The organism is Peterkaempfera podocarpi, from assembly GCF_042466665.1.
Taxonomy (GTDB): domain Bacteria; phylum Actinomycetota; class Actinomycetes; order Streptomycetales; family Streptomycetaceae; genus Peterkaempfera; species Peterkaempfera podocarpi.
In genome coordinates this window covers 4256691-4275502 of sequence record NZ_CP162102.1, presented here as the reverse complement: position 1 = coordinate 4275502, position 18812 = coordinate 4256691, and the positions used below count along the sequence as shown (strand labels likewise).

Here is an 18812-nt window from a genome sequence, read left to right as displayed (position 1 = left end):
GGGCCACGACCCCGAGTACCGGCGGGTAGGCCGACGGGGCCGACGCAGTCGCCCGGTCAAGGAGGACCTGAGTGCTCAGCACCATGCAGGACGTTCCGCTCACCGTCGCCCGGATCCTCACCCATGGATCCACCGTGCATGCCGGCACCACCGTCGCCACCTGGAACGGAGCCTCCGCCGACCGCCGCAGCTACGCGGAGGTCGGCGCCCGGGCCGCGCAGCTCGCCCACGCCCTCCGCGACGAACTGGGCGTCGTCGGCGACGAGCGGGTCGCCACCCTGATGTGGAACAACGCCGGGCATCTGGAGGCCTATCTGGCCGTACCCGCCATGGGCGCCGTGCTGCACACCCTCAATCTGCGGCTCCCGGCCCACCAGTTGGCCTTCATCGTCAACCACGCCGCCGACCGGGTGATCCTGGTCGACGCCACCCTGCTCCCGCTGCTCGCCCCGGTGCTGCCGCAGCTCGCCCCCACCCTGAAGCACATCGTGGTGGCGGGGCAGGGCGACCGGGCGCCGCTCGACGGCTTCGCCGGCACCGTGCACGACTACGACGAGCTGATCGCAGGACGCCCGACCGACTACCCCTGGGCCACCGACCTCGACGAGCGCACCGCCGCCGCCCTCTGCTACACCTCCGGCACCACCGGCGACCCCAAGGGCGTCGCCTACAGCCACCGCTCGGTCTATCTGCACTGCCTCCAGGTCATCGCCGGCGACTCCTTCGGGCTCACCGCACGCGACATCGCGCTGCCGGTCGTCCCGATGTTCCATGTCAACGCCTGGGGCATACCGCACGCGGCCTTCATGTCGGGAACCGGGCTGCTGATGCCCGACCGTTTCCTGCAGCCCAAGCCGCTGGCGCAGATGATCAGCAGTGAGCGGCCCACCGTCAGCGCCGCCGTCCCCACCATCTGGTCCGGGCTGCTGGACGAGCTGGACCACGGGGCGTACGACACCTCCTCGCTGCGGATGGTCGTCATCGGCGGCTCGGCCTGCCCGCCCTCGCTGATGCGCGCCTTCGAGGAGCGCCACGGCATCGATGTGGTGCACGCCTGGGGTATGACCGAGACCTCGCCGCTGGGTAGCTTCGCCACCGTGCCGCCCGGCCTCACCCCGGAGCAGCGGTGGCCCTACCGGATCACCCAGGGCCGCTTCCCCGCCACCGTGGAGGCCCGGCTGGTCGGCCCCGACGGGACGCGGATGCCGCACGACGGCACGGCCGCGGGCGAGCTGGAGGTCCGCGGACCGTGGATCGCCGGCGCGTACTTCGGCGGGGCGGGCCAGGACCCGCTGCGGCCGGAGGACAAGTTCAGCGAGGACGGCTGGCTGCGCACCGGTGACGTCGGCACCATCACCGCCGACGGCTACCTCACCCTCACCGACCGGGCCAAGGACGTCATCAAGTCCGGCGGCGAGTGGATCTCCTCGGTCGAGCTGGAGAACCATCTGATGGCGCACCCGGACGTCGCCGAGGCCGCCGTGGTGGCGGTGCCGGACGAGAAGTGGGGCGAGCGCCCGCTGGCCACCGTGGTGCTCCGGGACGGCGCGGCGGTGGAGTTCACCGTGCTGCGGGACTTCCTGGCCGAGCGGGTCGCCAAGTGGCAGCTGCCCGAGCGGTGGACGCTGCTCACCGAGGTGCCCAAGACCTCGGTCGGCAAGTTCGACAAGAAGGTCATCCGGCGGCAGCACGCCGACGGCGAACTGGACGTCACCCGGCTGTCCTGACAGCGGGCCGCCCGCGGGCCCGGCACCGAGCCGGGCCCGCGGGCGGCCACCACCGCCGTACGGCCGCGATCAGTGCGCGTCCGGGCCCGAGGCGCCGATCTTGCCCAGCAGGTCCACGATCCTGGCCTGCACATCCGCGCTGGTGGACCGCTCGGCCAGGAAGAGCACCGTCTCACCGGTCCGCAGCCGCGGCAGCTCCTGCGGATCGAGGTCCACCGAGGTGTAGACGACCAGCGGGGTGCGGTGCAGCCGGTCGTTGGCACGCAGCCAGTCCACGATGCCCACCCGGCGCCGGCGCACCTGCATCAGGTCCATCACCACCAGGTTGGGCTGCACACTGCTGGCCCGGGACACCGCGTCGCTCTCCGACGCGGCGTGCTCCACATGCATCCCGCGCCGCTCCAGGCTGGAGGAGAACGCGGTGGCGATGTCCGGGTCGGCCTCCACCAGCAGCACCCGGGGCGCATGGCTCTCACTGTCCCGCGGTGACAGCGCCCGCAGCAGCACCGCCGGGTCGGCGCCGTAGGCGGCCTCCCGGGTGGCCTGTCCCAGCCCCGCCGTGACCAGCACCGGGATCTGGGCGTTGACGGCGGCGGTACGCAGCGACTGCAGCGCGGTACGGGTGATCGGCCCGGTCAGCGGGTCCACGAAGAGCGCCGCCGGGGACGCGGACACCTGCGCGTCCACATCCTCGCGGGACCGCACGATCACCGGGCGGTAACCGCGCTCCTTGAGCGCCTGCTTGGTGGACGGATCGGGCTCCGGCCACACCAGCAGCCGGCGCGGCGAGCCGTCCACGGAGACGGCCGCACCGGCTGACGGATCCTCAGCGGGCGGTTCGGGCAGCTGATCGGCCGTCCGCAGGCCCACGCCCTCACTGTCGTCGGTCCCGGAGAGCGGCGGCATCGCGATCGGCTGCGGCGGGATGTGCGGGGCCGGTGCGGCCTCCAGCGCCCTGGCGGCGGGCACGGACGGCCCGCTGCCGTTGCGGCCCACAGCGGTCGGCAGGTCCAGTACCGGGCTCGCCGGGGCGGCGCCCAGCGGCAGCGCGGCCACCGCCCGGCCGGTCACAAAGGGGTCCACCGGCTCCGGGCGGGCAGGATCCGGCGCGGCCGGGCCGGTGCCGTCCGGCGTGGCGGAGTCGGCCGGGGCGTCGTCGCCCGGCGGCATGGCCAGTCGCCGCCGGCGCCCGGTGGGCTGCGGCGCCGCAGGCCCGGCCGGTCGCGGCGGGGACGCCGGGAGGGCGTGCTCCAGACCGGGATAGACGGCGGCCGAGGGCAGGGGGACGCCCTGCGGCGTCGCCTCCGGTGCCACGGTGGCGGTGCCGGCCGGGAGTGCGGCCGGTGCCTCGGCGGTGGCTCCGCGCGAGGACGCGGCCCGCGGTCCGGGCCCCTCGTCCCCGTCGAAGGAGCTGCTCCGCTGCGGTTCGGCACTGGCCCGCCCACGCGGGGTGGGGTCACCCGGATAGGACTCGGCGCCCTCGACGGCCGGCACGGCACGCCGCCGCCGGCCCTCCGGGGAACGTCCGGCGCCCGGCTGCGGGCCGTCCTCCGCGGGCGCCCCGGCCGAGGGCCCGGGACCGAGTGCGATGGGCCCCCTGGAGGGCTGCCTGGCCTCGTCCTGCGGTCCGGCGCCGTCCTCCTCCGAACGGCGTGCCGAAGGCAGCGCGGGGATGCCGTCGGGGAGTTCCGGCAGTACGGCGGTGTCCGTCTCCTTGGGCGCGTCGCGACGTCCGGCCGCGCCCGCCCGCTCCGCCGCGGCCCGTGCCGCCGCCGGGTCCAGCGGAAGCTCCACCACATAGGTGGTGCCCTTGCCGTCCGGCAGCCGGTGCGACTGCAGCACACCCCCGTGCCGCTCCACCATGCCGCGCGCTATCGGCAGATGGACCGGGCTGCCGCCGTCCCCGTCGCCGCGCACCTCGATCCGGGCCACGTCGCCGCGCTGCGCCGCGGCCATCACCACGATGGGGGCGGCACCGCCGACCGGGGGCAGCGCCGGCATGCCGCCGTAGGGCGTGACCCCGCCGCGGGCCGTGGCATCGGCGGCGTCCAGCGACATGGTGACCCCGCTGACATCGGCGACCAGATGCGCCAGTGCCTGGGCCAGCCGCTCGGAGTCGGCGATCACCTCCACCGGGGCCGCATGCAGCGAGATGCGCACCCGGTCGGTGCCGACCAGCTCGCCGGCCGCCTCCACGGCGCGCTGCACGATCTTCTCCAGGCCCACCGGGCGGCGGTCCAGGGCGTCCTTGCCGCTCTCCACCGCGGTCTCGAAGCGCTGGTAGGACAGCACCCCGTCGACCAGGCGGGAGAAGCGGGCGCATTCGTCGGCGAGCCGGTGCAGGGTCCAGTTGGCCTCCGGCCAGAGCTGACCGGCCGGGTCCGCCGCCAGCCCGTCGATCCGGCGGCGCAGCTGGTCGAGGGAGCCGCGCAGCTCCTCCTCCAGCACGGCCGTCAGATGGCGGCCGCGGGCGGCGAGGGCGAGCTCCTTGGTCCGGTCGGTGAAGGTCATCACGGCGCCGACCAGCTGCTCACCGTCGCGCACCGGCGCGGTGGTGAGGTCCACCGTCACCGGGCGGCCGTCCTTGCGCCACAGCACCGTGCCGCGCACCCGGTGCTTGCGGCCGGAGGACAGGGTGTCGGACAGCGCGGACTCGTCCACGGGCAGCGGCGTGCCGTCCGGCCTGGAGTGCTGGACCAGCGGGTGCAGTTCGCGGCCGCCCAGCTCGCTGGCGCGGAAGCCGAGGATGTGGGCCGCGGCGGGGTTCACCAGGACGACCCGGCCCTCGAGGTCGACTCCGACGATGCCCTCCGCGGCGGCGCGCAGGATCATCTCGGTCTGCTTGTGCTGGCGCCGCAGCTCCGCCTCGACACCCAGCCGGTCGGTGAGGTCGCGGACCAGGATCAGCAGCAGGTCGCGGGCGGCCCCCTCGGAGCCGTAGCCGGGCGCGGCCCAGCCGCTGCCGGAGGAGTTGCGGAAGGGGTCGTACGAGGTGCTGGCGTAGCCGGCCCCGTCGTCCTCGAAGTCGTTGTAGGAGACCTCGACCGGGAGGGTGCTGCCGTCCGTGCGCCGCGCGGTCATCCGCACCGGCGTGTCCGCGCCCTGCCGGTCGGCCGGCGTGGGGCGCATCGAGCCGGGGATCCGGCTGGGGTCGAGCTCCGGGAGGAGACCGAGCACACCCATCCCGACCAGTGAGGTCCCAGGCGCCTGCAGGCTCTCCACAGCAGCGGTGTTGGCGTCCACGACTGTGCCGTTGCTGTTCACGAGCAGCAGCGCGTCGGGAAGCGCATCGAGTATCGCTGCGAGGCGAGCAGCGCCTCGGGTCGGCCTGCTGCTCACGTCGAGGGGTCCTCCTCTGGCTGAACTCTTGCTGTGCCGCGGTGTCCCTTCCACCGTTCCCCCGGGCCGTGCCATCCAGCACTATCCCATTGTTTTTGCGGTTCCGACGACCCGCCTAGTAACGTTGACGGCGGTTGGTCGCAGCCGGGTAGGCTGTGACATCATCCATGCACGTGGTGGCAGCACTCTACGGTGCTGTGCGCCCGCGCCTGGAGGCTTCGCCTAGTCTGGTCTATGGCGCCGCACTGCTAATGCGGTTTGGGCCTTAAAGCCCATCCGGGGTTCAAATCCCCGAGCCTCCGCACGTTGGGGACAGCCCCGTCGACTCCGGTCGACGGGGCTGTCGCCGTTTGGGGGCGGGACCGGTTGTTCGCCGTGGGCGAACGCTGTCGGCGACCGGCGGCGCGTGGATATCCGATTTCACCCCCGGGCAGCCGTCATGTAATGTTGTCCCCGCAACACCGCAGGAGGTCGCAGGATCACCTGAGGGCGCTCGTAGCTCAACGGATAGAGCATTTGACTACGGATCAAAAGGTTGCAGGTTCGAATCCTGCCGAGCGCACACAGCAGTCGGAGGCCCCGTCGATCACTCGGCGGGGCCTTCGGCGTTTCCGGTGGCGGTCGACCCACACGGGGCGGTTCCGGGGGCGTGGGCAGGTGTGCCCGGTGCGGCCGCCGGCCGCCACGCCCCGCCGCAGGCCGCCTGGTCGGAGCCGCTCCGGAGATCGGGTAGGCTGTTCTCCGCAACACCGCAGGAGGTCGCAGGATCGCCTGAGGGCGCTCGTAGCTCAACGGATAGAGCATTTGACTACGGATCAAAAGGTTGCAGGTTCGAATCCTGCCGAGCGCACAGCATCGAGGAGGCCCCGGGCATCACGCCCGGGGCCTCCTGCTGTCTGCCCCGGCTCAGCCGCTGCCCAGCTCGGTCCGATTGATCCAGGGGATGTCCCGGCGCATCAGGAACCAGTCCGAGGACGTCAGCGGCCGGGTCTCGCTCGGTACCGGCACGGGATCGTGCCGGACGCGGGCCGGGTCTGCCCGTCGGGCGAGCAGCAGGGGAACCAGTGAGGGCACCAGGTCCGGCGGCCCGCTCAGATGGATGTCGTACCCCTCCCAGCTGCCGCGGTCCAGCAGTCCGGCCCGCATCAGCTCGGTGGCCTCCTTGCGCCCGGCGCCGTCGGCGGGTGCGGCCAGCACCACCTCCAGCCAGGAGTGCCGGTCCACCATGGCGCGGATCCAGTCCAGGTCGTGGATGTCGGCGTCGCTGCGGGCGCCGACGAAGACCGTGGTCGGCCTGGGCGTCTCCGCGGCCTGTTCCAGCAGGGCCCTGGTCTGGGCCCAGCCCGTGCCGCCGGCGACCAGCAGCAGCGGGCTCCGGGACTCGCGGTCGAGCACGGCGTCGCCGATCGGCGAGCCCAGCCGTAACCACTCCCCGGTGGTGACATCGTTCACCAGGGCCCCACTGAGCTGTCCGCCCTGGATGCGGCGGACATGGATGTCCAGGGTGCCGTCGGTGCGGGGGGCGTTGGCGATGGAGTAGGGACGCCAGACGCGGGCCGCGCGGGCACTGCAGACACTGAGGTACTGGCCGGCTGTGAAGGGGTACGGCCGGTCGGGGGCGAGGGTGAGCACCACCGCGTCCGAGGCGACCCGGCGGCGCTCGGTGACGCGGGCGTTCCACCATGGAGGAACGTCGTGGCCGACGGCCGCGGCGGAGTCGATCATGGCCTGAGAGATCACCGCGTACGCCTCGGACCAGGCCTTCTCGACCTCGTTGGTCCAGGCCTGGCCGGAGAAGTGCCGGAGTGCGGCGACCAGGCTGGCGCCCACCGCCGGGTAGTGCGCCTCCAGGGCCTCGAACTTGCGGTGGTCCCGTCCGAGCGCACCGAGATAGGAGGTGAGCTGCTCGGGATGCTCCAGCCGCAGCACCAGCTGGGTGAGTGCGGCGAAGAGCCGGTCGCGCTGGTCCGCCATGTCCTCGGGGAAGAGCGCGCGTACGCCCGGATTGTGGGTGAACAGATGGGCGTAGAAGTACTTGGCCACGTGGTCGGCGCGGCGCTCCACGACGGCGAAGCTGTCGCGGAGAACCGCGGGGTCGAAGGCCACCGGCGGCGGCCTCAGCCGGTGGGGGTCGGCTCGCTGGCGGCCGCCGCGGAGTCGATCATGGTGGTGCTGACCACCTCGTAGACGGCGGCCCAGGAAGCCTCCGTCTCGGGTGTCCAGGCATCGCCCGCGTAGTGCCGCAGGGTGGCGATCAGGCTGGCGCCGACGGCCGGGTAGTGCTCGGGGAGCGCGCCGTAGCCCGCGTGCCGGCGGCCCAGGTTCTGCAGGATGCCGACCAGGGCCTCAGTGTTCTCAAGGTTGGCGACCAGGGCGCCGAGGGCAGCCCAGAGGCGGTCCCGCTGAGGGCCGATGTGCTCGGCGAAGAGGCTGCGCACGCCGGGGTTGTGGGTGAAGAGGTGGTCGTAGAACCAGCCCGCCACCTCCGGCCCGTGGGGTTCGACGGCCGAAAAGCTGCTCTTGATGAGTATGGGATTCACTGTCACGGACCCCGACTGTATCGAGATGGTGACTCTGCGGACAGATTTTACTAACGAACAGTCAAAAACACCCCTGTACAACCAATTCAAGACAGTCTTTTACCGGTCACAGGTTGAACTGCGGACGAAGCGGAGGGGTCTGCTCCGGCGCGGGCTGCACGGGAGGGCTCCGATCCGCAAGGATGTCGGTCGGCCCGGCACTCGGATCCGGCCCGTCCCCTCTGAACGGAGCACCCCATGAAGGGATTCCGCAGCTTCCTGCTGCGCGGCAACGTGGTCGACCTCGCAGTCGGCATCGTCATCGGCGCGGCCTTCACCGCCGTCGTCAACGGCTTTGTGACGGCCTTCCTCACCCCGCTGATCGGCCTGGCCTCCGGCACGGTGGGCGACTACAGCCACGTGCACTTCACCGTCGACGGCACCACGTTCCCCTTTGGCGCCTTCCTCAACGCGCTGATCAGCTTTGTGCTGATCGCCGCGGTCGTCTACTTCCTGGTGGTGCTGCCGTTCAGCAAGCTCAGCGCCCGCCTGCTGCCCCGCAAGGACCTCGAGGCGCCCAAGGTGGACTGCCCGGAGTGCCTGTCCTCCATCCCCGCGGCCGCCGTCCGCTGCGCCTTCTGCACCGCCGAGGTCGGCAAGCGCCCCTTCCCGGAGCAGGCCCACACCCGCGCCTGACCGATCGGCGGCGGGGCGGCCCGGTGCCGCCCCGCCGCCGATCAGCCGGATGCGGACCGCTCAGCCGGGCCGCACCACCAGTGCCGGGTGCCGGGGATCGTCCGCCCTGACGACCACATCGGCGGCCTCCGTCGGCTCGGCCTCGGCGTCGTAGCGCTCGTACGCCGGGAGCGTCCAGCGCTCCTCCTCGGCGGTGCGCCGGGCCAGCGCGCCCGGAGTGAGCGCCAGGTGCACCGTCAGCTCGAAGGGCAGCCAGCGGCCCAGCAGCAGCGCGCCGTCCAGCAGCAGCACCCCGCCCGCGGGCAGCTCGGTGTACGGGGCCCGGGTGGCCCGGTCCGTGGCGGCGTCCCGGAGCGAGGGCAGTACCCGGCCGCTGCCGCCGGGGTCCAGCGGGGCCAGCACCTCGCGCAGCAGCCCGCCGGTGTCCAGCCAGCCGTCGTAGTAGGAGTCGGGGTCCTGGTGGCCGTACTCCAGGCGCAGCGAGGCAGGGCGCAGAAAGTCGCCGGCGGAGACCCGTAGCACCGGCCGTCCCCGCACCCGCAGGGCTTCGCCGAGCGCGTCGGCCAGTGCGCCGGGAGCCGCCGCCGGGGCGCCGTCCACGGCGACCCGCACCCAGGGGGTGCCGGGCAGTGCGGCGATGCGGTCGGCCAGTTCACCGGCCAGCCGGTCAGGGCTGATGGGGCGCACAGAAGAGGTCACCACGCCCCCCATCCTGCCGCGCGCGGCGGCCGATCGGGTGAACGGTGGGCGCTGTCGGCGGTGTGCCGCCTCCCATTGCCGGAAGCGCGGTCGGGCAGGGGACACGCTGGGACGACACGAGCCGGGCAATATGCCGCATTTGATGTGTTAAATGCCTAGCCTGGCAGGGGAAGCGGCCTGCATTCCGGGGGCCGCACCGTGCCACACCCGACCACGAGGACCGTGCATGGACGTGATCCCCCGCAGTCTCCAACGCTCCGTCCCCCGGGCATCCGAGTCCGAGGAGGAGCCGCCCCGGTCCGGCACGGAGGAACCAGTCCCCGGCCCCCCGCCCGCCGCCCCCGCGGTACCGGCGCCACCGCTCACCCCCACCTCCGTGGCGGCCGTGTACGGCCGCCGCCCGCCCCGGGCCGACGCCGATCTGCGGGAGCACTCGCCGAGGGCGATGCTCCCCGGCTGGGCTGCCCTGCTGGTCCTGCTGGCCTGCGCCGCCGGCGCAGAGATGCTGCTGGGCCGGGCAGGGATGCTGCCCTGGTGGATGCCGGGCCCGGCCGAGGCCTTCCCGGCGCAGCGGGTCACCGCCGCCCGGCTGGCCGTACTGCCCGCCTGCATCGGACTCTTCGCCCTCGCCGGGCTGATGGCCAACACCGGCGGCGAGGCCCGGGTGCTGGCCTGCTGGGGCCACTACCGGGGCACTGTCCGCCGCACCGGCCTGGTGTGGGTGAACCCGATCCTGCGCCGCCGCCGGGTCGACGTCCGGATCCGGCACTGGCGCAGCGACCCGGTGGACGCGGTGGACCGCACCGGCATCCCGCTGCGGGTCTCCCTGATGGTCGTCTGGCGGGTCCGGGACACCGCCCGGGCGATGCTCTCCGTCCTCGACCACGAGGACTACCTGCGGGAGCAGGTGCACGCCGTGCTCAGCCGCACCGCGGCCCTGCTGCCCTGCGACAGCCCCGACGGCGTCGCCCCCTCGCTGCGCGACGGCCAGTGGTTCGGCGACGAGCTCACCCGGTCCCTGGCGGCCGAGGCCGCCCCGGTGGGTCTGGAGGTGTACTCCGTGCAGCCGCTCGCTGTGGAGTACGGTCCCGAGGTCGCCGACAGCATGCGCCGGCGGCGGGTCGCCGACCTGGACGCCGATCTGCGGACGATCATCGTCGACGACGCCGTGGAGGCGGCGGCGCTGGCCGTACGGCGGCTGGAGCACGCCACCGCCCATGAGCTCGACCGGCACGCCCGCGCGGCCCTCATGGAGCAGCTGCTGGTCGCCTTTGTCGCCCCGGCCGGACTCCCCGGGACGGGCCGGCGGGACGCCAGGCGGCGCTGACCCCCGCCGGCCCTCGGCGCGCCCGCCTCAGGCGGAGGCGGTGTCCAGGGCAGCCAGCTCGTCGGCCGTGAGCTCCAGCTCGGCGACCGCCAGCAGCGCCGGAAGCTGCTCCACGGTACGGGCGCTGGCGATCGGCGCCGCGACCGTCGGCTGGGCCGCCAGCCAGGCCAGCGCCACGGTGGCGGGCTCCACGCCGTGCGCCGCGGCGATCTCGTCCAGCGCCGCCAGCACCCGGGGGCCGCGCGGGTCGTTCAGGTACTTGCCGGCACCCGCGGCGCGGGCGCTCTGCACCGCGGCGCCCTGCGGGCGGTACTTGCCGGTGAGGAAGCCCGAGGCGAGCGCGTAGTACGGCACCGCGGAGAGGCCGTGCCGGGCGGCGACCTCGGCCAGCGGGCCCTCGTAGGTGTCCCGCGAGACCAGGTTGTAGTGCGGCTGGACGGCCACATACCTGGCCAGGCCCTCCCGGTCGGATGCGGCCAGGGCCTCCTCCAGCCGCTCGGCGCTGATGTTGGACGCGGCGATCTGCCGCACCTTGCCCTCGCGGACCAGCTGGTCCAGGGCGCCCAGGAACTCCTCGACGGGGGTCTCGGGGTCGTCGTAGTGGGTGTAGTAGAGGTCGATGTGGTCGGTCTGCAGCCGACGCAGCGACTCCTCCACCGCCGACTTCACCGTCGAGGCCCGGAGGCCCTTGTAGTCGGGGTGCGCGCCCACCTTGGTGGCCACCACGATGTCGTCGCGGTTGCCCCGGGAGGCGAGCCACTTTCCGATCAGGGTCTCCGACTCGCCGCCGGAGTTGCCCTCCACCCACGCCGAGTAGACGTCCGCGGTGTCGATGAAGTTGCCCCCGCCCGCGGCGTAGGCGTCGAGAACGGCGAAGGACTGCTGCTCGTCCGCAGTCCAGCCGAAGACGTTGCCGCCCAGCGAGAGCGGGAAGACGGACAGGTCGGAGCCGCCGATGGTTACATTGCGCTTGTTGGACATACCAAGATCCAACGCCATTGCGGCACCGGATGTTCCGACCGCCACTCCGGCGGGGACGCCGTTCACCGGACCGCCACAGCAACCACCGCAATCCCTGCGGGGGACCGGGGTCCCGCCCGGTGCGAGGGTTCGTTAGAGTCCTCTGCCATGGCCGACAACGACATTGATCCCGCCGCCAGCACCCAGATGTTCCGGGCTTTCGTCGACACCCCGGAGCAGCAGACCCCCGCCACCGCCGCCGGCGGCAGCCGCACCGGTGTGATCACCGCTGTGGTGATCGCCGTTGTGGTGGTCGTGGCCGCGGTCGCCTGGCTCGCCTTCAAGTAACCCCGGGTGCCGGGCCGTCCGGCCCGGTCCTCGTGCGGGCCGTTCCACGTGGAACGGCCCTCCGGGGTATGCCCTGAGATGCACGTTCGGAGGACGCAGTGACCGAGCGCCGTCACGGAGCCGAGACCGGGCCCCCTGCGGAGGGGACACCGGAGCAGGCGATGGTGGCCCGCAGCCTGGGACTCGAGGGCGCCCTCAACGCCCGCGACCTGGGCGGCTACCGCACCCGGGACGGACGCTCCGTCCGCCACGGCGCGGCGCTGCGCAGCGACGCACTGCACCGGCTCTCCGCGGCGGACCTCGACACCCTCTCGGCCCTCGGCCTGCGTCAGGTGGTCGACCTGCGAGGGCTGGCGGAGGTGCGGGAGAACGGCGCCGACCGGGTGCCGGGTCTGCCCGTCGCCGAGATCGACGCGGCCGAGCACTCCGCCACGCCCAGGACCGTCGTACCGGACTCGCCGGACGGCGTCACGCTGCACCATCTGCCGGTCTACGCGGAGCACTACGACATCTATGTCGCCATGCGCGACGCGCTGGCCAGCCGTGACGCGGCCGCACAGCGGGCGCTCCTCGGGGACGGCGGCGCACAGGCACTGATGGTCGGCCTCTACCGCTGGTTCGTCACCGACCCTGGTGCCCGCGACCGCTTCGCCCAGGTGCTGAAGCTGCTGGCCCAGCCGGGTGGTACCCCGCTGCTCTTCCACTGCACGGCGGGCAAGGACCGCACCGGCTGGGCGGCCGCCGTGCTGCTGACCGCGCTCGGCGTCGACCGTGACACCGTCTTCGACGACTATCTGCTCACCAATGAGCGGCATGCGGTGATCGTCGAGCGGGTGATGAACGCCTTCGGCACCCGCCGGATCATGGACGAACCCGAGCTGCTGATGCCCGTCTACCGGGCCGACCCGGTCTATCTGGAGGCCGCCTTCGCGGAGGTCGACCAGGGCTGGCCGTCCTTCGACGCGTTCCTCACCGACGGCCTGGGTCTGGACGACGCCCTGCGGGAGGCCCTGCGGGCCAATCTGCTCGCCGACTGAACCCGGCCCCGCCCTGGCACCGCCCGGCCGCAGGGGACCCGCTGGCCGGCCACCGCACCCGGGCACAGCACGGCCGAGCCGGGGGGCGCACGGAGGCGCGATCGGCTCTCCGGGGGCGTAAGGGCGCTCATGCAGCCGCCCGCACCCCGGGGCGCGGGCGGCCGAGTGGTGAGTCGCCGGCTTCGACCGCCGGTCACTCCTCCGAGGTGAGGCCCTCGCGGAGGCGGGCGAGCGTCTTGGTCAGCAGCCGGGAGACATGCATCTGCGAGATGCCGATGTCCTCCCCGATCTGCGACTGGGTCATATTGGCGAAGAACCGCAGCATGATGATCCGCCGCTCCCTGGCCGGCAGCCGGGCGAGCAGCGGCTTGAGCGACTCCCGGTACTCCACGCCCTCCAGCGCCACGTCCTCGTAGCCCAGCCGCTCGGCCAGGGGGCCGTCGCCGTCCTCCTCCGCCGGGGCGGAGTCCAGGGAGCTGGCGGTGTAGGCGTTGCCCACCGCGAGGCCCTCCACCACCTCCTCCTCGCTCACCCCGAGGCAGGCGGCGAGCTCGGCGACGGTCGGGGAGCGGTCCAGCTTCTGGGCCAGCTCGTCGCCGGCCCGGGTGAGGGCCAGGCGCAGCTCCTGAAGCCGCCGGGGGACCCGCACCGACCAGCTGGTGTCCCGGAAGAAGCGCTTGATCTCACCGACCACCGTCGGCATCGCAAAGGTGGGGAACTCCACCCCGCGCTCGGGGTCGAAGCGGTCGATCGCCTTGATCAGGCCGATGGTGCCGACCTGGACGATGTCCTCCATCGGCTCGTTGCGGCTGCGGAAGCGGGCGGCCGCGTAGCGCACCAGCGGCAGGTTGAGCTCGATCAGGGTGTCCCGCACATAGAGCTGCTCCGGGCAGCCCTGCCGGAGGTCGGCCAGCCGCCGGAAGAGCGCGCGCGACAGCGTACGGGTGTCCAGGTCGGCCCCGACGGGGACCACCTCGTCGGACACCGTGCCGCGGATCTCAGCGCTGCCCAGGTCAACAGACATGCACCCACCCCCTCCTGACTGCCCAACGGATGCCGCCGTGCGGCGGTTCCCCTGCTACGTCCACTGGAATACCGGAACACCGGCCCCGGCAAACCCCGGCGTTGCAAGATGTCACGCGATGGTAACGCGCGGCAATCCGATGTTTGCCGACGGATATGTCCCGCTCCGGGAGGCAATACCCTTTCAGGACTCCCAGGCGTTGCTGTTGCGCAGCCGGGCGAAGATCCGGGCCAGCAGCCGGGAGACATGCATCTGGGACATCCCCAGTTCACTGCTGATCTGAGACTGTGTCAGGTTCGAAGAAGCGCAGCATGATGATCCGCCGCTCCCGCTCGGGCAGTTGGACCAGCAGGTGGCGCACCATGTCGCGGTGCTCCACATCGGTCAGCGCCGCGTCCTCGTAGCCCAGCCGGTCCAGCAGGGCCAGGCCGCCCTCGCTCTCCTGGGCGGCCTCCAGCGACGCGGCGTTGTAGGCGCGGCCGGCGTCCAGGCAGTCCCGCACATCCTCCTCGGGGATGCGCAGCAGGGCGGCGATCTCAGGGATCCGGGGAGTGCGGCCATGGGCCACGGTGAGCTCCTCCATCGCCCCGCTGACCTGGACCCACAGCTCCTGGAGCCGGCGCGGGACGTGCATGGTGCGCACATTGTCCCGGAAGTACCGCTTGATCTCGCCGAGGATGGTCGGCAGCGCATACGTCGGGAACTGGACGCCGCGGGTGGGATCGAAGCGGTCGATGGCGTTGATCAGGCCGATGGTGCCGACCTGGATCACATCCTCCATCGGCTCGCTGCGGCCGCGGAAGCGGGCGGCCGCGTAGCGCACCAGCGGGACGTTGACCTCGATCAGCGCGGCGCGCACCCGGTCGTGCTCGGGAGTGCCCGGCTCCAGCTCGGCCATCCGTTCGAAGAGGACGCGGGTCAGGGCTCGGACGTCCAGTGGCGACCGGCCGCCGGGCACCGGTGCCTGGGCCACCCGGACGCCCTGGCCCCCGTCCTCCTCTGCGCCGGTGTCCGGCGTGCTGCCCTGTGCCCGCACGGACCCCGCCACCCCTCTCGCCCAATCCCGCAAAACCGGTCATAGCATCACAAGAGGGCTGTACGTCCGGCAAGCACCGGCCTTACGCGTGTTGGTGGATTGTGGGCGAGAGGTGGAGATTCAGACCTCGATGTCGGCGATCACCCAGGTCGCGAACTCCCGCCACTGAGCGGCCGCGGCCTGGTGTGCGGGATGGCCCACATAGGCCTCCAGCGCCTCGCGGTCGTCGACCAGACTGTTGATCGCGAAGTCGTAGGCGATGTCCCGTGCGGTGGTGTTCCAGCCGCACTGCCACTCGCGCAGGCCCGGGACGAGCCCGCCGAGCTCCTCGAATGCCTTGGCGCCGGCCGCGACGCGTTCGTCGCCGTCGCGGTCGACGCCGTCATTGAGCTTGAACAGGACAAGGTGCCGGATCACGGTGGTGCTCCTCGGGGAAGGGGCTGGCTGTCCTCGCCACGTTATCCGGCCGGGGGGCGGAATCGATCAGTTGATCAGCCCCGTCATGAACGTGCCCACGGACCTGGCCGCGCTGGAGATCCCCTCGAAGCCCACCTGCACCAGGTCGGCGGCGCGCGACGGCGAATTGATGATCGTGTACAGCACGAAGATGAGCAGGAGATACATGCCGATCTTCTTCGCCTGAGCCATGAACCTGACCTGCCTCCCTGCGCGGCCCCGCACTCCGGGGCGACCCGCTCCGTCGACAGCTCCGGCACCCCGGAAGGGGTGCCGCGGGGCGGCTGTCGCGCTCCCCGGAACGACTTGCAAGCCAGCAGCCTATCCACCTGATGGCCCAACGGGGGCGGGGCAGTGCAGCGAGGCTCGTCCGGGGCGGGCCGGGGCGCCGCCGCGCCCTGCGGCCGAAAGGACCAAAGTCCCCGAATTGAATGGCTTTGCCGGGGTGCCTTACGCCCGCTCATGACGCACGATGGAGGAGTACCGAGGGTCTGGCAGGAACCCGCCGGTACCGGATCCGGAGCCCCCGCTGTGGGACCGGGTGCCGCGGCTTCCCCCCGACGCGGCACCGGTTGTGGGACTCCGTCCCGGGGGAGCGGCTTGTCCCCCCGAAGCCGCTCCCCTCCTGCCCCACCCGCTGCGCCTTCCCCCCGCTGTGTCCGCCGTGTCTGCCGCGCCCCGGCGGCGGCCGGGCAGTGGGCCGGGACGCCGTTCCGGCTCCCCCGGTCGCGCGGCCCGCGGCCCGCCCGCCCGACCTGTGCCCGGCGCCGGAGACCTCCGGGCTGCCGGCGGTCCGGCCGCAGCACCCGGCAGCCTCCGGCGCCGTTCAGTCCCCGTCGCGGTTCACCACCCCCCGCCGGGGCTCACAGCCCCCCGGTGAGCAGCAGCGGCGCCGGGCCCTGCGCGTCGGGGACCGCGAGGCTGCCGACCACGGTCGCGGTGCGCCCGCTGACTCCGACCCCGGCGGGCATGTCGCGGGCGCCGTCCACCGGGGTGGGCAGCGTCTGCAGCCGTACGGCGTCGTCCTTCCACCGCACGGCGATGCCCTGCTCCTGGGCGGTGTCCAGGCCCGCGGCGAGCAGGCCGCCCGGTGCGACGGAGGCCGAGGAGAGCGGGCCCGCGTGGGCGGGGGCCTTGACCTGCTGCCAGCTGCTGCCGTTCCAGTGCAGCACCAGCGCATGGCCGCGGTCGGTCTCGCTGGTCAGCACCCGGCCGACGGCCCAGACGTCGTTGGGGCCGTCCGCGGTCAGCGCATTGACCTCCCCGTACAGCCCGGCGATCGCGGGCTTGGGCAGCTGCTTCCAGGTGGCACCGTCGTAGTGGAGCAGGACCGGCTGGTCGCCGGTGTCGAAGCCGCCGGCCCACACATCGTGGGCCGAGACGGCGGTGACCGTGTTGAGCACGGCTGTCCCGGCCGCCGGCAGCGGCAGGGCCTTCCAGGCGAAGCCGTCCCAGTGCTCGATGAGGCCGGCGAAGTCGCCGCTCTCGTCGGCGGCGGTGGCCCAGCCGACGCCCCAGGCGTCGGCCGGGGAGACGGTGGCCACGCCGAGGAGTCCCGCGCCGTTGTTGGGCTGGACCGGGGCACGCACGGTCTGCCAGGCGGCACCGTCCCAGTGCTCGGTGAGGATGCCGGTGTCGTCGGCATCCCCGGTCAGCCAGACGTCGTCGGCCGACGCCGCCGAGACGGCGTTGAAGCGGGAGCCCGACACCTGGTCGGCGGGGGTGGGTATCCGCCGCCAGCCGAGGCCGTCCCGGTCGTCGCGGCCCACGAGCAGCGGGGTCTGCAGGGTGGCCTTGCCGGACGGGGTCAGCTGGACACCGACGGCCCAGGTCGTGTGGCTGCCGACGGCCGTCACCCCCAGCAGGGCCGCCTGGTCCACCGGCACCGCCTCGGGGCTCCAGGTAGCCGCTGCGGCCTGTGCGGGCAGTGCCGTCCCCAGGCACGCCCCCAGGGCCATCGCTGCGGCGGTTGCCGCAATGGCGTACCGCCGACGTGTCGTACGTCCGGTGGAACCGGTCATCGACTGCCTCCTCAGAGATGGTCGGGGAGCGGAACCGCCCCCCGCAGAACCAGACGCGCGGGGGGCCGTGATCCGTCACAGCCGCCACCTCCGCGTCCCGACGGCACAGCGCAGCGGCGCCGTCCGACGGGACGGGGCCGGAGGCCCCGTGCCGCACGTCACCGGTCCGTGCCCCGCCCGGCTCAGCCGCCGTGCGCAGGCGGGGCCGGCCCCGCCGGGGAAGTCGCCGGCACGGAGCCCACCCCTCGGGCATGAGGTGTCGCCGGCGGCGTCAGCACCCCAGGCCCAGGACGTCCGGGGTGACCTGGCCCCGAAAGTCCTGCCGGGTGACGGTCCTGACCCTCCGTCGGGCGGCGATGCAGCGCGCCCTCAGGGCGCGGCTCGTCGCATCGCGTCACGACCGGACCCGGCGTCAGCCCAGCGGCAGGAGGAGAGCACCCGGGGCGGAGGACGAACGAAGGGCAGGATGCCCGTCCGGCCCCTCGTCGTCACCGCTCGGAGAGTGGTGCCGATGGGATTCCACCGCACGGTGGAGTTGCCCCCCACAGGCGCTTTCGAGGCCTGTCCTGGCGGCTTGCACGCCGAGCGGCGCACCAGGCCACTCGTCCTGGTCCGGGGCCTGTCCGGCGGATCGGATACCGCCGGACAGGCCCCGGGCCGGAAGGCTCAGCGCGCGAGCAGGAAGGTGAAGTCGCCCGAGAGGCTTCCGCTCAGGCGGACTGCCGACACGGGGTTCCCCTCCGCGAGCAGTCTCTCGACCCCGGCTCGCGAAAGGCCGAGACCTTCGGCGCTCACTCGCACCGGCCGCACGGGTATCCGCGCCGCAGAGCGGACTGGGAGTTGGACAGCCCCGGCACAGGCACCCACCGGCCGCGGTGCGTCCGGTGCGGCGGCGGACCGTACGGCGACTGCCAGGCAGGCCGCTCGATTCGACCCGAGCCGCCCACGTCGCGGCGCCGTACGACCGGGTCCCGGAGCAGTCGGGCTGCCGGGCCGGGGTCGTTGTCGCGCAGCAGGTTCAGGAGCTCGGGTTGCACGGAACGCGCGTTCATCCGCCCCGGGGCAGTGAGCCCGGTGGTGCCCCCGCGCCCGGTGTGCAGCGCGAGGGGCCAGGCGTCGAGGAGCTTGCGGTCCGCGTTGGCGCGGAATGTGCCGTTCGCCCGGAAGCGCCCCGAGGAGCACCGGTGGCAACGGCGGAGAACGATCGGCAGGCAGGTGGGTACGACCACCCAGTTCTTGGACACAGGGATACACCGGTTCCAGTGAGAAGACCGCAGCGAAAAGGAGCGCGGCGCACATGGGCGACGCGCGACGGATCAGCGCTCGGGGGATCTCACTTGGTGTACAACGGCACGTCCTTGACGGGGTGACTGCGGGCGGGAACACGGTAGCGGCACACGGGAGTGCGGCTCCACCGATTTTCGGGCGGGTGGTGATGGTTCGCGGCGGGGTGCGCCCGCACCACCATCGCGGAGCGGAGCGGGTCGGGGGGCTCGTCCGGCAGATGGCGGGCGACCACACCGTCGGGTCGGGGGAGGGGCCGAACGGCTCAACCGGGACCGGGCAGCACGAAGGGCCAGGCGAGATACTCGCCCGACCCTTCGCCGTCACTGCTCAGAAGCG

General features: G+C 73.0%; 14 protein-coding genes, 3 tRNA genes and 2 pseudogenes. 8 read left to right on the top strand and 11 right to left on the bottom strand.

Annotated features, from left to right (window positions below):
- Positions 1 to 71 precede the first annotated feature (71 nt).
- A complete protein-coding gene (locus AB0761_RS18750; RefSeq protein WP_377270212.1) occupies positions 72 to 1727 on the top strand; it encodes a long-chain fatty acid--CoA ligase in 1656 nt (551 codons plus the stop codon).
- Positions 1728 to 1796: 69 nt separating this feature from the next.
- Here AB0761_RS18750 and AB0761_RS18745 read toward each other — a convergent pair whose 3' ends face one another.
- Positions 1797 to 5066, bottom strand: coding sequence for a PAS domain-containing protein (locus tag AB0761_RS18745; RefSeq protein ID WP_377270211.1), 3270 nt, complete (start codon positions 5064 to 5066; stop codon positions 1797 to 1799).
- Between the two features lie 211 nt (positions 5067 to 5277).
- On the opposite strand from AB0761_RS18745, the gene AB0761_RS18740 reads away from it, so the two are divergent.
- From AB0761_RS18740 to AB0761_RS18730, 3 genes are all read left to right on the top strand, one after another.
- Positions 5278 to 5368, top strand: a tRNA-Ser gene (locus AB0761_RS18740).
- Positions 5369 to 5555: 187 nt separating this feature from the next.
- Positions 5556 to 5628 (top strand) — tRNA-Arg (locus AB0761_RS18735).
- Positions 5629 to 5843: 215 nt separating this feature from the next.
- Positions 5844 to 5916, top strand: a tRNA-Arg gene (locus AB0761_RS18730).
- A gap of 56 nt (positions 5917 to 5972) precedes the next feature.
- On the opposite strand, the gene AB0761_RS18725 is transcribed toward AB0761_RS18730, so the two are convergent.
- Both AB0761_RS18725 and AB0761_RS18720 read right to left on the bottom strand, forming a co-directional pair.
- The gene (locus AB0761_RS18725) at positions 5973 to 7172 is read right to left on the bottom strand and encodes a globin domain-containing protein (protein ID WP_377270210.1); all 1200 of its coding nucleotides are present in this window, start codon (positions 7170 to 7172) and stop codon (positions 5973 to 5975) included.
- A gap of 11 nt (positions 7173 to 7183) precedes the next feature.
- Positions 7184 to 7612 (bottom strand): globin domain-containing protein, encoded by a 429-nt coding sequence (locus AB0761_RS18720; protein WP_377270209.1) that lies wholly within the window; start codon positions 7610 to 7612, stop codon positions 7184 to 7186.
- A 231-nt stretch (positions 7613 to 7843) separates the two neighbouring features.
- Between AB0761_RS18720 and mscL the strand changes: the two genes are divergently transcribed.
- Positions 7844 to 8281 carry a large conductance mechanosensitive channel protein MscL gene (gene mscL, locus AB0761_RS18715; protein ID WP_377270208.1) on the top strand — a complete coding sequence of 146 codons (438 nt, stop codon included), beginning with the start codon at positions 7844 to 7846 and terminating at the stop codon, positions 8279 to 8281.
- A gap of 60 nt (positions 8282 to 8341) precedes the next feature.
- On the opposite strand, the gene AB0761_RS18710 is transcribed toward mscL, so the two are convergent.
- Entirely contained in the window at positions 8342 to 8992 is a 651-nt protein-coding gene (locus AB0761_RS18710) for a uridine kinase (protein ID WP_377270207.1), read from the bottom strand.
- Positions 8993 to 9206: 214 nt separating this feature from the next.
- Here AB0761_RS18710 and AB0761_RS18705 point away from each other — a divergent pair, with 214 nt between their 5' ends.
- On the top strand, positions 9207 to 10307 hold the full coding sequence (locus AB0761_RS18705; RefSeq protein ID WP_377270206.1) for an SPFH domain-containing protein: 1101 nt from the start codon (positions 9207 to 9209) through the stop codon (positions 10305 to 10307).
- A gap of 27 nt (positions 10308 to 10334) precedes the next feature.
- Here the strand turns inward: AB0761_RS18705 and AB0761_RS18700 are convergent, their stop codons facing one another.
- Positions 10335 to 11306, bottom strand: coding sequence for an aldo/keto reductase (locus AB0761_RS18700; protein ID WP_377270205.1), 972 nt, complete (start codon positions 11304 to 11306; stop codon positions 10335 to 10337).
- A 129-nt stretch (positions 11307 to 11435) separates the two neighbouring features.
- On the opposite strand from AB0761_RS18700, the gene AB0761_RS18695 reads away from it, so the two are divergent.
- Together AB0761_RS18695 and AB0761_RS18690 are read left to right on the top strand one after the other, a co-directional pair.
- Positions 11436 to 11615, top strand: coding sequence for a hypothetical protein (locus AB0761_RS18695; RefSeq protein WP_055586220.1), 180 nt, complete (start codon positions 11436 to 11438; stop codon positions 11613 to 11615).
- 98 nt (positions 11616 to 11713) lie between these two features.
- Complete coding sequence (locus AB0761_RS18690; RefSeq protein WP_377270204.1) at positions 11714 to 12652, top strand: tyrosine-protein phosphatase; 939 nt, start codon at positions 11714 to 11716, stop codon at positions 12650 to 12652.
- Between the two features lie 193 nt (positions 12653 to 12845).
- On the opposite strand, the gene AB0761_RS18685 is transcribed toward AB0761_RS18690, so the two are convergent.
- The 6 genes and pseudogenes from AB0761_RS18685 to AB0761_RS18660 all read right to left on the bottom strand — a co-directional run bounded on the left by AB0761_RS18685 (position 12846) and on the right by AB0761_RS18660 (position 18433).
- Complete coding sequence (locus AB0761_RS18685; RefSeq protein WP_377270203.1) at positions 12846 to 13676, bottom strand: RNA polymerase sigma factor SigF; 831 nt, start codon at positions 13674 to 13676, stop codon at positions 12846 to 12848.
- A 183-nt stretch (positions 13677 to 13859) separates the two neighbouring features.
- Positions 13860 to 14649, bottom strand: a pseudogene (locus AB0761_RS18680) (RNA polymerase sigma factor SigF).
- Between the two features lie 183 nt (positions 14650 to 14832).
- Positions 14833 to 15129 (bottom strand): Dabb family protein, encoded by a 297-nt coding sequence (locus AB0761_RS18675; protein ID WP_377270202.1) that lies wholly within the window; start codon positions 15127 to 15129, stop codon positions 14833 to 14835.
- Positions 15130 to 15195: 66 nt separating this feature from the next.
- A complete protein-coding gene (locus AB0761_RS18670) occupies positions 15196 to 15360 on the bottom strand; it encodes a hypothetical protein (RefSeq protein ID WP_377270200.1) in 165 nt (54 codons plus the stop codon).
- Between the two features lie 671 nt (positions 15361 to 16031).
- Positions 16032 to 17189 (bottom strand): hypothetical protein, encoded by a 1158-nt coding sequence (locus AB0761_RS18665; RefSeq protein ID WP_377270198.1) that lies wholly within the window; start codon positions 17187 to 17189, stop codon positions 16032 to 16034.
- Between the two features lie 666 nt (positions 17190 to 17855).
- Positions 17856 to 18433 (bottom strand): annotated as a pseudogene (locus AB0761_RS18660) (DUF1062 domain-containing protein).
- Positions 18434 to 18812: the final 379 nt, after the last annotated feature.

Excerpts from the sequence above, each read along its gene's own strand:
- mscL (WP_377270208.1), top strand. The coding sequence starts at position 7,844 with ATGAAGGGATTCCGCAGCTTCCTGCTGCGCGGCAACGTGGTCGACCTC.
- AB0761_RS18710 (WP_377270207.1), bottom strand. The coding sequence starts at position 8,992 with ATGGGGGGCGTGGTGACCTCTTCTGTGCGCCCCATCAGCCCTGACCGG.
- AB0761_RS18705 (WP_377270206.1), top strand. The coding sequence starts at position 9,207 with ATGGACGTGATCCCCCGCAGTCTCCAACGCTCCGTCCCCCGGGCATCC.
- AB0761_RS18700 (WP_377270205.1), bottom strand. The coding sequence starts at position 11,306 with ATGGCGTTGGATCTTGGTATGTCCAACAAGCGCAATGTAACCATCGGC.
- AB0761_RS18695 (WP_055586220.1), top strand. The coding sequence starts at position 11,436 with ATGGCCGACAACGACATTGATCCCGCCGCCAGCACCCAGATGTTCCGG.
- AB0761_RS18685 (WP_377270203.1), bottom strand. The coding sequence starts at position 13,676 with ATGTCTGTTGACCTGGGCAGCGCTGAGATCCGCGGCACGGTGTCCGAC.
- AB0761_RS18670 (WP_377270200.1), bottom strand. The coding sequence starts at position 15,360 with ATGGCTCAGGCGAAGAAGATCGGCATGTATCTCCTGCTCATCTTCGTG.
- AB0761_RS18665 (WP_377270198.1), bottom strand. The coding sequence starts at position 17,189 with ATGACCGGTTCCACCGGACGTACGACACGTCGGCGGTACGCCATTGCG.